This window comes from Paenibacillus sp. NAIST15-1 (assembly GCF_001894745.1).
Classification (GTDB): Bacteria; Bacillota; Bacilli; order Paenibacillales; family Paenibacillaceae; genus Paenibacillus_B; species Paenibacillus_B suaedae.
Genome location: NZ_BBYF01000013.1, coordinates 157,081 through 171,320 on the forward strand (window position 1 = coordinate 157,081; position 14,240 = coordinate 171,320).

Consider the following 14,240-nt stretch of genomic DNA (forward strand, 5'->3'; position numbering starts at 1 on the left):
GTGGAAATAAAACCATCCAACAGCGCATACGTCATCTATACTTCTGGCACGACTGGTATGCCGAAAGGGGTCGTCGTTGAGCACCGGAATGTGGTCAATTTCATCTCGGGAATGATTCGCGAACTACCGTACGTGGCGCATGATGCAATGCTGTGCCTCACGACGGTGTCCTTTGATATCTTTGCCGCGGAGAGCTGGGTGCCGCTGAGCTGCGGTATGCAGATCGTTCTCGCCAGCGAGGACGCGCAGCAGGATCCGGCCGTACTAGCGGAACTGTTAGCACAGCATCCGGTTCAGATGATGCAGCTTACACCTTCGCGTCTCATGTTGCTGCTTGGGGATAAGCGATGCACGGCGAAGCTGCGGAGCATCAAGACGCTGCTGGTTGGCGGTGAAGCCTTCCCTTCCACCCTGTATGAGCAGGTAAGAAAGCATTCGGACGCAGAGCTGTATAACATGTACGGGCCGACGGAGACGACCGTTTGGTCCACATTCGACCACTTGGGCGAGGATGAACGGATCAGTATTGGACGGCCGATGGCGAATACGCAGGTGTACGTCTTGAACGAGGCGCTGCAGCCGCAGCCGATTGGCGTGGCAGGTGAGCTCTGTATCGGTGGTGCGGGAGTCGCCCGCGGATATTGGGCGCGGCCAGAGCTGACGGCAGAGAAATTTGTGGACAGTCCGTTCGTATCCGGGGCTGGGGAACGATTGTACCGAACCGGAGATTTGGCGCGCTGGCTGCCTGATGGGCGGCTGGAGCATCTGGGACGGATCGACCATCAAGTGAAGATTCGTGGATACCGGATTGAATTGGGCGAAATTGAAGCCAGCCTGCTGCGCATCCCGGGTGTAAACGAAGCCGTCGTAACGGTAGTAGAAGCGAACGATACAAAAGAGAATGCACAGGAATTATGCGCTTATGTAACGGGTGGACAACCGCTGGCAGCAGCCGAGTTGCGTGCCGCATTGGCCGCATCGTTGCCGTCGTATATGATGCCGTCCCTATTCGTGCAGCTCGATGAGCTGCCGCTGACGCCAAACGGCAAGGTGGATCGCAGAGCACTGCCGAAGCCGTCTGGAATCGCGGGAAGCGGAGTGGCAGCGGATTATACAGCGCCGCGAACCAACGCTGAGGCGGAACTAGCCCAATTATGGCAGGAAGTGCTGGGTGTGGAACGCGTAGGCATTTACGATGACTTCTTTGAATTGGGCGGTCATTCCTTAAAGGCGATGATGCTCGTATCGAGGATTCATCAGGCGTTGGGGACAGAAATGCCGTTAAGACAACTGTTCCTCACGCCGACGGTTGCAGGAATTGCGAGCGTGCTGGACGTTACGGCTTGCAGAACGGGGTATCAAGCGTTGGCCCCGGCAGACGAACGGGTACAGTACCCATTGTCCTCGGCCCAAAAACGGCTGTACGTCCTTCAGCAATTAGAGGGAGCTGAACTAAGCTACAACATGCCGGTGGCGCTGTGGCTTGAAGGCCAATTAAATCGTAAGCGTCTGGAAGCAGCTCTGCACGGGCTCATTGCCCGCCATGAATCGCTGCGCACTTCGTTTGCTGTTGTGGACGGCGAGCCGGTGCAGCGGATACAGGAAAACTGGAGCTTTTCTGTGGCATATGAGAAAGCTCGGGAAGAAGAGATCGAGGAGTCCATACGGGCTTTCGTCCGCCCGTTTAACCTAAGTGAAGCTCCGCTGATGCGTGCATCCGTCGTGAGTCTTGAAGAAGCACGCCACGTGCTGCTGTTTGATATGCATCATATTATATCGGACGGCACCTCGATCAACATTTTGATAGATGAATTTGCAAAGCTGTACGCAGGAAAAGCGTTGGCTCCGCTTAAGCTGCAGTACAAAGATTACGCGGCATGGCAGCAAGAGCACTTCGCAGATAGTCAAGTGTATGGGCAGTTGGAATCGTATTGGGTGGAACAGTTTGCGGGCGAAATTCCGGTACTGAGCCTGCCGGCGGATCATCCTCGTCCGGCCGTTCGCAGCTTCGAAGGCGGCCGAGTGGACGTAGAATTGGACGACGAGCTTTCGTCTGCCGTTCGGGAGCTGGCCCGCACGAGCGGCACTACGGTGTACATGGTGCTTCTTGCTGCTTACAGCACGCTGCTGGCGCGCCTTGGGGGTCAAGAAGAAGTAGTTGTTGGATCGCCTGTGGCGGGAAGGCCTCATGCAGACTTGGATGGCATGCTGGGGATGTTCGTCAATACGCTGGCGCTGCGGATGTACCCGAGCGGGGAAAAGTGCTTTGCCGCTTACTTGCAGGAGGTAAAGCAGACAGCGATCGATGCCTTCGAGCACGGGGACTATCCGTTCGAGGAACTGGTAGAACGGGTCGTTCGGCAGCGCGACGCGGGCCGCAATCCGCTCTTCGACGCGATGCTCGTTCTGCAAAACATGGATCAGGCGCAGCTTGAGCTTCCCGATCTTCAGTTGGCGCCGTATGTGATGAAGAACACGGTAGCCAAATTTGACGTAACCCTGATCGTATCCGAGCAGGGGGAGGGATTCACCTGCAGTTGGGAATACTCGTCAGCAATCTTCACGGAAGATACGATTAAACGTTGGGCGGAACACTTTGCCGAGCTTTTGCGCCATGTAGTGAAACAGCCTGAAACGGCGTTAGGAGTTGTTTCTCTGCTTACGGCGGCACAGGAACGTCAATTGATGCAAGAGTTTAACCCGGCGCGGATTGAACCTGCAGGCAGCAAGACGATGCTCGAACTGTTTGAAGAACAAGTGTTGTTGAATCCGAACCGTACGGCAGTCATTTACGACAATCGCAATTGGAGTTATGCAGAGCTGAATGATCTAGCCGGCCTTTACGCTCAGGTACTAAAACAGCATGGAGCCGGTCCTGAGGAAATTGTCGGCGTTCTTGTATCTCGTTCCGTCTGGATGGTCGTGTCCGTATTGGCAGTCTGGAAATCGGGTGCTGCCTATTTACCGCTGGATGCCAATTATCCAACCGAACGGATTGCCTATATGCTGGAAGAATGCGGTGCCCGTCTTCTTCTTGCAGAACGGGAATGCGGCGAGGCATGGGGAGCGGATTACGATGTTGTTTATTTGGAAAACGATGCCCCAGCAGCAGCGGAAGGCACTTCACAGCAACTGCCTGAGCCTGGAGATTTGGCCTATGTTATTTTCACTTCGGGCACTACTGGCAAGCCGAAGGGCGTCATGATTGAGCATGGGCATGTAATCGAACGAATATTTGCTTGGAAACAAGTTTACAGTTTGGACTCAGAGGAAGTCCGATTGCTGCAGATGGCCAGCTTCTCGTTTGATGTATTTGTCGAAGATATGGCACGGACACTTCCTTTCGGCGGAACGATGGTCATTTGTCCAAGCGAGCTGCGATTGCAACCCGCAGCTATAGCAGGATTAATCCGTACGCATGCGATCACACTGCTCAACTCGACGCCGTCATTAGTCATGACCATTATGAAATACATCGATGAGCGGAAAATAGATATCCCTTCGTTACGGCTTTTAATTTTGGGGGGAGACCGTTGTCTTAACCCTGATTTCCATTGGCTGCTTCAACGGTTCGGACATGGAATGCGGATTATTAATTGTTACGGAGTTACGGAAGCGACCGTGGATTCTTCCTTCTATGAGTGGACAGGAGATCCGAAGCAGTATCCATTAACAACGTCGGGGAACGTACCGATCGGAAAGCCGTTTCCAAATGTAAGGCTTTATGTCGTGAATCCTCAAAATGAACTTTTGCAGCCGATCGGCGTATATGGAGAGCTGTATGTCGGTGGTGCAGGAGTAGGGCGCGGATATATAAACAGACCACGGCTATCTGAGGAAAAATTTATCCCAAGTTCCTTTGTGGAAGGGGAACGACTGTATAAAACGGGAGATCTGGTACGCTGGTTGCCTAATGGCAGCCTGGAATTTGCCGGACGCAATGATCACCAAGTAAAAATTAGAGGATATCGGATTGAATTAGGCGAGATTGAACAGCACCTTGCCGAGCTCGAAGGAGTTGCGGATTCGGCAGTCGTCGCTTGTGAGTTGAAGCAGGGAGAGTTCGAATTGTGTGCCTATGTGGTCGCGAACCAAGCCATAGAGATGACATCATTGCGTAAGGCCCTGTCCGCACGACTTCCGGGATTCATGGTTCCGGCACACTTCGTCCGACTGGAAGAGCTTCCGCTGACGCCGAACGGCAAGGTGGATCGCCGGGCACTGCCGAAACCGTCTGGAATCGAGGGAAGCGGGACGGCAGTGGATTATACAGCACCCCGAACCGACGCCGAGGCGAAGCTGACACAATTATGGCAGGAAGTGCTAGGCGTTGAACGCGTAGGCATCCATGACGATTTCTTCGAATTGGGCGGACATTCACTGAAGGCGATGACACTCGTATCGAGGATTCATCAGGTGCTGGGGGCAGAACTGCCGCTCAGTCAGCTGTTCCTCTCGCCGACAGTCGAAGGAGTGGCGGCAGCGCTGAAAACGGCAGCTGGCAGCAAGGAATATCAAGCGTTGCAACCGATCGGCAAGCGTGCGTATTATCCGTTGTCTTCGGCTCAAAAACGACTCTATGTCCTGCAGCAGTTAGAGGGGGCAGAGCTGAGCTACAATATGCCGGTAGCGCTGCGGCTTGAAGGAGAACTGGATCAGGTACGGCTGGAAACGGCGTTGCAAGCACTTGTCTCCCGCCATGAATCGCTGCGAACCTCGTTTGCCGTCATGGATGGAGAGCCGGTGCAAATGGTATCGGATCAGGTTAAGTGGGGCGTGTCGTATAAGGAAGCGCATGAAGAAGGAATCGAGGAGCTCATTCGTACATTTCTTCGCCCGTTTGACCTGGCCGAATCGCCGCTGCTGCGAGCGACCGTCGTGCGTCTCGGAAATGCGAATCATGTGCTTCTGTTCGATATGCATCATATTATCTCGGATGGCACCTCGATCAGCATTTTGGTAAATGAATTTGGAAAGCTGTACGCGGGAGAAATGTTGGCTCCGCTTAAGCTGCAGTACAAAGATTATGCAGCATGGCAGCAGGAGTATTACGCCGATAGTGAGGCGTACGAGGAACTAGAAGCGTATTGGGTGGAAAAGTTATCCGGAGAATTGCCGGTACTGAACCTGCCGGTTGATAAACCTCGTCCGGCCGTGCGCAGCTTCGAGGGTGGACGGGTTGACGTAGAGCTAGACGGTGAACTTGCGTCTGCCGTACGCGAGCTGGCCCGCGCGAGCGGCACTACCGTGTATATGATACTGCTTGCCGCCTACAGCGTGCTGTTGGGGCGCCTTGGGGGACAAGAGGAAGTCGTTGTCGGATCGCCAGTGGCGGGAAGACCGCATGCGGATTTGGAAGGCATGCTGGGGATGTTTGTTAATACATTGGCACTACGGACGCAACCGTCCGGGGAGAAAAGCTTTACGACTTATTTGCAGGAAGTGAAGCAGACGGCGCTCGAGGCCTTCGAGCATGGAGACTATCCCTTCGAGGAACTGGTGGAACGGGTGGTTAGGCAGCGCGACACGAGCCGCAATCCTCTCTTCGATGCGATGTTAGTGCTGCAAAATATGGATCAGGCGGAGCTGGCACTTCCAGGGCTTCAGCTCACCTCGTACCCGTTCGAATCCAATGTGGCCAAGTTCGATCTGACCCTATCGGTAAGTGAACAGGAGAACGGCATGCGCTGCTCGTGGGAATATGCTGCCATGTTGTTTGATCGATCGACGATTGAACGATGGGCTGGTCACTTTGCGGAGCTTTTGCGTCAAATTACCCTCGATCCGCAGGCGACATTGGGAAGCATCGGCCTCCTGACGGCAGCGGAACAGGAACACTTGCTGATGCAGTTCAATGAGTATGAGATGAAGTCATTCAAACAAGGTAATGGAACTATTGCTGAGTTGTCACGGGATATAGAAATGATACTGCACGAGATGTTCGAAGAGCAGGCGGAAAAGACGCCGGAACGTTTGGCCGTTGTATGCGGTGAAGCTGGTCTGACATACCGGGAGCTCAACGAGCGGGCGAACCAGTTGGCTCGAGTCTTGCGCCATCATGGGGCAGGGCCCGAAAGTCTTGTTGCTGTACAGTGTGAACGCTCCGTAAAAATGGCTATAGCACTGCTTGCCGTGCTGAAGTCGGGAGCAGCCTATTTGCCGATATCGCCACAGGATCCAGCGGAACGTGTACGATTTATTTTGGAGGACAGCGGCGCTACCCTGCTATTATCGAGCACAGCAGTGGATGATGTTTGTTGTCCGGTGCTAGGTTTGGACGATGACCATATAGAGTTGGAGTCGCCTGAAGATCTCCCGAGCACAGCGAATAGCAATAATTTGGCGTATGTAATCTATACATCAGGAACTACCGGGCAGCCAAAAGGCGTCATGGTGGAGCATGGAAGCATCGTTCATACGCTTCGTTGGAAGGCAGCAACCTACAACTTCGACGGAGGCAGGGTGCTGCATGCGAGCCCATTCGTGTTTGACGCGTTCATCTCGCATTTCTTTGGCCCCCTCGTTGCAGGCGCGACTGTTGTCATGCTGGGCGATGAAGAGCTGAGCGATCCGGCAGTCATTATCCGTACGCTTGTTGAGCAGAAGATTACCCATGCGCAATTCCCAACTGGTCTGCTCGCGGCACTGTTTGAAATGATCGCGCCGGAACAGCTGGCAACCGTCCGGAGTGTGGTTACCGGCGGGGAGAAGATCGGTGCGGCGTTGATTGAAAAAATGCTTTCATACGGCCACATTGAGTTTGTTAGTGAGTACGGGCCGACGGAGAACAGCGTAGTGACAGCCGCTTTGCCAGTCAGCAATCCGCGGCAGTCTCATACACTTGGTAGAGCGATTGGCCAAACGAAAATGTATGTGTTGGGTGCGAATGGTCAACTGCAGCCGATCGGCGTACCTGGCGAATTGTGCATTAGCGGGCCTGGATTAGCCCGGGGGTACCTCAATCAGCTGGAGCTGACAGCGGAACGTTTCATTGCCAGTCCGTTTGCGGCCGGAGAGCGCATTTACCGCACAGGGGATCTGGCTCGCTGGCTGCCGGACGGCAATCTCGAGTACATGGGCCGGATAGACGGACAAGTGAAGATCCGGGGCTATCGGATCGAGCCAGGCGAGATAGAAGCCGAACTGCTGCGGTCGGCTCAGGTAAGCGAAGCCGTCGTGGCCGCACTGCCGGATGCCTCAGGCAACCTTCAGTTGTGCGCCTATGTCGTAGGCGGCGAACTGGATCCTTCTGAACTGCGCAGCTTGCTGTCTTCTACGCTGCCGGCATATATGGTTCCGTCCACCTTCGTGCGACTTGAACAATTGCCGGTGACGACCAACGGTAAAATCGATCTCAAAGCGCTGCCGAAGCCGGATACAGTCATGGCCCATACGTTGTATGCAGCTCCACGTACACCAGAGGAGCAGGCACTAGTGTCGGTATGGCAGCAGGTGCTCGGGGTGCCGCGGATCGGCATCCATGACAGCTTCTTCGACCTGGGAGGAGACTCAATTAAGGCGATTCAAGCTATGTCCCGACTCATGCAGGCTGGCTATAAGCTGGAGATGAAGGATCTGTTCCGATATCTAACTGCGGCCCAGCTCAGCGAATACATTGCTCCAGTTAGCCGCATTGCGGAACAGGGACAGGTTCGAGGTTCGGTGCCGCTCACGCCAATTCAGCACTGGTTTGCCGAGCGGGATCTGGTTGATGCGCATCACTTCAACCAAGCCGTGATGTTGTATCGAGAGGAACGGTTTGAGGTAGAGGCGCTGCATCTGGCGATGAAGCGGATTACAGAACACCATGACGCGCTGCGAATGGTGTTCACGCCTGCAGCGGACGGCAGCTATGCCGCTTGGAACCGTGCCGTGAATGAAGGGGAATGTTACGGCTTGGAAGTATTCGACTTCCGAGAGAAGGATCGGCAAATGCACGATTGGCAGGATCCTGATTTACAGGAAGAGCAAGCAGAGCCATCGTGGAGTCGTTTAGTGGAAGCGAAGGCTCGCGAGTTGCATGCCAGCATCTCCTTAGAGACCGGTCCGCTTGTGAAGCTGGGCTTATTCCAATGCGGCGATGGCGATCATTTGCTCATCGTGATTCACCATCTCGTAATTGATGGCATCTCCTGGAGGATTTTGCTGGAGGATTTCGCCACAGCGTACGAGCAGGTTGTACAAGGGCAGGACATCCGGCTGCCGCTGAAAACCGATTCGTTCCAAGCCTGGGCACAGCAATTGGAAGCATATGCTTCAAGCCTGGCTGTGGAAACGGATTATGAATATTGGAATCAACTGAAGAATGTCAGTTTAGCCCCATTACCAAAGGATAACGAGCTAGGAGGAGATAAAATTGAAAACAGCGCAGCGTTGACGCTGCAATGGTCACGGAGCGAAACGCAGCAGTTATTAACGCAAGCGAACCGGGCATACGGAACCGAGATTAACGATCTGCTGCTGACCGCGCTGGGAATGGCGATTCAGGAATGGACCGGAATCGATCAAGTGGCCGTTATGCTTGAGGGGCACGGCAGGGAGACCATCTTGCCGGATGTGGACGTTAGCCGGACGGTAGGCTGGTTCACAAGTGCGTATCCGGTCATGCTGGACATGAAAGAGGGTCTGGATTTGCCGATGCGCATCAAGCTGGTCAAGGAAACATTGCGAAGCATCCCGCATAAAGGCGTCGGTTATGGAATTTTGCGTTATTTGGCATCAGCGAAAATTCAAGCTCTCGACCCGGAAATTTCGTTTAACTATTTGGGTCAGTTCGACCAGGACTTGCAAAGCAACGCGCTCCAAATATCGCCACTTTCTTCTGGGGATGCAGTTAGCCATAGGCAAAAAAGGGCAGCTACGTTGGATTTCAACGGTATGATTGCCGGCGGAGCGTTAACTTTGAATGTAAGCTATAGTGCCGAGCAATATCGTAAAAAAACGATCCAGCAGTTAGGTAAGCGGCTGAAGCATCATTTGCAGGAAGTGATTCGTCACTGCGCAGCAAAAGAATGCGCGGAACTGACGCCTAGCGATGTGATGCAGCGGGGCATGACGATCGAGGAGCTGGAGGCGCTGATCCAGCGGAATCGGCGCATCGGAGACGTAGAGAATGTATATGCTTTGACGCCTATGCAGCAGGGGATGCTGTTCCACAGCCGTCTTGATCCGCAGGCGGGAGCTTATGTGAACCAAATGCTCATTTCGCTGCAGGGAGAACTGGATCTAATCGCATTGGAACGAAGCTGGAATATGGTCATCCAGCGGCATGCGGTACTGCGGACGAGCGTAGACAGCGGCTGGCACGATCAGCCGCTGCAGGTGGTCTATCGAAGCCGTGCCTTAAAGATTGAATATTTAGACCTAACGATGAAGAGTGCTGCCGAACAAGAGCAGGAATTGGCTTTGCTCAAGGAAGAAGACCGCAGGAAAGGATTTGCGGTAGAGGCGGACGGTTTGATGCGTGTAGCGGTCGTGCGTACGGGGCTGGAGTTGCACCAGCTGCTGTGGAGCTTCCATCATATTCTGATGGATGGATGGTGCCTGCCGCTCGTGGTCAAGGAAGTACTCGAAGTGTATGCGGCCTTGTACAAGGGAGAGGAGCCGCAATTGCCGCGAGTGAGCGAGTATAGCGAATATATTCGCTGGCTGTCCGAACAGGACGCTCAAACGGCATCAAACTACTGGACAGATTTGCTTTCGGGCTTCGACCAATCGGCAGAACTTCCGAGACATCAGCGCCAAACGCAGGGATATGAAGCAAGGCGGGTGACCTGTTCATTGGATCGGAAGCGAACCGAACAGATCAGCCAAGCAGCGCGGGAGCAGGGAGTGACGGTAAATACCCTGCTGCAGACGGCATGGGGACTGCTGCTGCACCAATACAGCGGGACAAGCGACGCGGTATTCGGCAGCGTGGTGTCAGGCAGACCGGCAAATCTCCCTGGCGTGGAAGGGATGATCGGGCTGTTCATCAATACAATTCCGGTTCGGGTGAAGTGTGAGCCGGGAGACACAGTAGCCCAAGTGGTACAAAGAATTCAAGAGCAAGCGCTGGCGTCCCAAGCTTACGACTATTATCCGCTGCATGAGATTCAAGCTCAAAGCTCGAAAAATCGAGAGCTGTTCCATCACATTCTGGTGTTCGAAAACTACCCGGTGGAGGAGCAGGCAGGCGCGCTGGGGGATGCGGCAGGGCTGAACATTACTGGAGTTCAAGCAGAGGAACAAACCAACTATGACCTGAATGTGATGATTTTGCCTGGGGAAGAGATGACGCTTCATTTTGACTACAATGCGCAGGTGTACGAACAAGATGGAATGGAGCGTTTGCAAAGGCATCTTGTACAAATTGCGGAGCAGATTGCAGCGGACTCAAGCATTCTGGTACAGGAGCTGGAACTGCTGACAGCGGCTGAGAGAGAACAACTGCTCGTGCAGTTCAATGATACGCAGGCAGCGATTCCGGAAGAAGCAAGCATTCCTTCGTTGTTCGAGCGGCAGGCGGCACAGACGCCAGATCGTTCAGCGGTGATGTGCGCCGACCAGCGGCTGACTTACCGGGAGCTGGAAGAGCAGGCGAACCGGATTGCCCAATGGCTGCAGGCTCATGGAGTAACAGAGGAAAAGCGCGTAGGCGTGCTGATGAACCGTTCGCCGCAGCTCATCGCAGGGCTGCTGGGGATTTTAAAAGCCGGTGCTGCATATGTGCCGATCGATCCTATTTTGCCTCAGGAGCGCATGGAGACGATCATCCGGGATTCCGAGATACGGGTTATGCTGACGGATTCGTCACAGCTTGAGATTGTGACAGGGCTGCACGATGTATCGCTGTACCATGTATTGTGCCTAGATGATGTATTGCAGGATGTTGTAAATGATGTACGGGCGGAAGAAATGGTTGGGGTGACGGGAAGCGCCAATCAGGCAGAAGGCCATAAAGGTGACCAAAACGGTGACAAAACAAGTGTTAGCAATGAGGCCACCTCATTCTCCTTCGCAGAAGATCTGGCCGCATATACTTCTGCACCTGTCGGCGGGGAAATAAAACCATCCGGCAGCGCCTACGTCATCTACACCTCCGGAACGACCGGCTTGCCGAAAGGGGTCGTGGTGGAGCACCGGAATATGGTCAATTTCATCTCGGGAATGATTCGCGAGCTGCCGTTTGGAATGCATGATACGATGCTGTGCATCACGACGGTGTCCTTCGACATCTTCGCCGCGGAGAGCTGGGTGCCGCTGAGCTGCGGCATGCAGATCGTTCTTGCGAGCGAGGAAGCGCAGCAGGATCCGGCAAAACTGGCGGAACTGCTGGATCAGCATCCGGTGCAGATGATGCAGATGACACCTTCGCGTCTCATGCTACTGCTTGGGGATAAGCGAAGTGCGGCGCGGCTGCGGAGTGTCAAGACGCTGCTGGTCGGCGGGGAAGCTTTCCCTTACACCTTGTATGGACAGCTGAAGGAATATACGGATGCGGAAATTTACAACATGTACGGGCCGACGGAAACGACTGTGTGGTCTACGTTCGATCGCTTGGCAGGGGATGAACGGATCAGCATTGGACGGCCGATGGCGAATACGCAGGTGTATGTGTTGAACGAAGCGCTACAGCCGCAGCCGATCGGCGTAGCAGGAGAACTGTACATCGGAGGCACGGGAGTTGCCCGCGGATATTGGGCGCGTCCAGAGCTGACGTCAGAGAAATTCATGGACAATCCGTTCGTTGCTGGAGAACGGATTTATCGAACCGGAGATTTGGCGCGCAGGCTGCCTGACGGGCGGCTGGAGCATCTGGGACGTATCGACCATCAGGTGAAGATTCGGGGATACCGGATTGAGCTAAGCGAAATCGAAGCCAGCATGCTGCGCATTCCGGGCATAAGCGAAGCCGTCGTAACTGTTGTAGAAACGAAAGAGCATAAAGATCATGCGCAGGAATTATGCGCCTATGTAACGAGCGGGCACATGCTTTCGACAGCCGAGATACGCGCCGCCTTGGCTGAATCTTTGCCAGCGTACATGATTCCATCGTACTTTGTACAGTTGGAGGAGCTTCCTCTGACACCGAACGGCAAGGTGGATCGCCGGGCACTGCCGAAGCCGTCTGTAATCAAGGGAAGTGGAGCGGCAGCGGAATACACAGCGCCGCGAACCAATGCTGAGGCGAAGCTGGCGCAGTTGTGGCAGGAGGTACTGGGCGTTGAACACGTAGGCATTCATGACAATTTCTTCGAGCTGGGTGGACATTCACTGAAGGCGATGACGCTCGTAGCGAGGATTCATCAGGCGCTGGGGGCAGAATTGCCGCTAAGACAGATGTTCCTCTCGCCAACAGTCGAAGGGCTGGCCGCTGCGCTGGAGGCTGTGGACGGCAGCGTGATTTATCAAGCGTTGGCCCCGGCAGGAGAACGGGCGCATTACCCGTTGTCTTCGGCTCAAAAACGGTTGTACGTCTTGCAGCAGTTAGAGGGTGCTGAGCTTAGTTACAACATGCCGGTGGCACTGCGACTTGAAGGAGAACTGGATCGGGTGCAGCTGGAATATGCGCTGCGAGCACTAATTGCCCGCCACGAATCGCTGCGCACTTCGTTTACTATCTTTGATGGTGAATCGGTACAGTTGGTTCAGGACGTGTTGAACTTCTCTGTGTCCTACGAGGAGGCTGAGGAAGAAAAGATTGAGGAGCATATTCATGCATTCCTCCGTCCGTTTGACCTAACCGAAGCGCCGCTGCTGCGTGCGACCGTCGTGTGTCTTGGAGAAGCGAGACATGTATTGCTGTTCGATATGCACCATATTATCTCAGACGGTACCTCAATCAGCGTTTTAATAGGCGAATTTGCGAAGCTTTACGCGGGAGAAGCGTTGGAGCCTCTTAAGCTGCAGTACAAAGATTACGCGGTATGGCAGCAGGAGCACTACATCTCTAGTCAGGGATACGGTCAGCTAGAAGCATACTGGTGGGCACAGTTTTCCGGCGAATTACCAATATTGAACCTGCCGGTTGATCACCCCCGTCCAGCCGTACGCAGCTTCAAAGGCGGCCGGGTGGACATAGAACTGAACGGCGATCTTACCTCCGCAATGCGTGAGCTGGCCCGTATGAGCAGCGCTACGGTCTATATGGTGCTGCTAGCTGCTTACAGCACGCTGCTGGCACGTCTTGGGGGGCAAGAAGAGGTCGTTGTCGGATCGCCGGTGGCGGGAAGACCGCATGCAGATTTGGAAGGCATGCTGGGGATGTTCGTTAATACATTAGCACTTCGGACGCAACCGTCTGGAGAGAAAAGCTTTGCGACCTATCTACAGGAAGTAAAGCAGACGGCACTCGATGCCTTTGAGCATGGAGACTATCCGTTTGAAGAACTGGTAGAACGGGTGATTCGGCAGCGCGACACGAGCCGCAATCCTCTCTTCGATGCGATGCTTGTTCTGCAAAACATGGATCAGGTGGAGTTTGATCTTCCAGGGCTTCAACTCACCTCGTATCCATTCGAGTCCAATGTGGCCAAGTTCGATCTGACGCTGTCGGTGATCGAACACGAGAACGGTATGCGCTGCTCGTGGGAATTTGCCGACATGTTGTTTGAACGATCTACAATTGAACGCTGGGCTGGTCACTTTGTGGAGCTTTTGCGTCAGATTACCCTGAACCCGCAGGCGACATTGGGAAGCATCTGCCTCCTGACGGAAGTGGAACGGGAACACTTGCTGATGCAGTTCAATATGTCGAAGCCATTCAATAATGGAACGGATAATGCTGAATCGCTCCAGAGCATAGATATAACATTGCAAGCGATGTTCGAGAAGCAGGCGGCAAAGACGCCAGAGCGGTTGGCCGTTGCATGCGGTGGAGATGGCTTGACGTACCGTCAGCTCAACGAACGGGCGAACCAGTTGGCTCGAGTCTTGCGCCATCATGGGGCAGGGCCCGAAAGTCTTGTTGCTGTACAGTGTGAACGCTCCGTAAAAATGGCTATAGCACTGCTTGCCGTGCTGAAGTCAGGAGCAGCCTATTTGCCGATATCGCCACAGGATCCAGCGGAACGTGTACGATTTATTTTGGAGGACAGCGGCGCTACCCTGCTATTATCGAGCACAGCAGTGGATGATGTTTGTTGTCCGGTGCTAGGTTTGGACGATGACCATATAGAGTTGGAGTCGCCTGAAGATCTCCCGAGCACAGCGAATAGCAATAATTTGGCGTATGTAATCTATACATCAGGAACTACCGG

1 protein-coding gene (running past one end of the window) is annotated in these 14,240 nt (G+C 54.1%); it reads left to right on the plus strand.

What is annotated here, in order from left to right:
- The coding region annotated (locus PBN151_RS22720) for a non-ribosomal peptide synthetase (protein WP_370510447.1) crosses the window boundary (this coding region is incomplete at its 3' end): on the plus strand, positions 1 to 14,240 show 14,240 of its 28,790 nt. Its footprint begins 14,550 nt before the window's first position.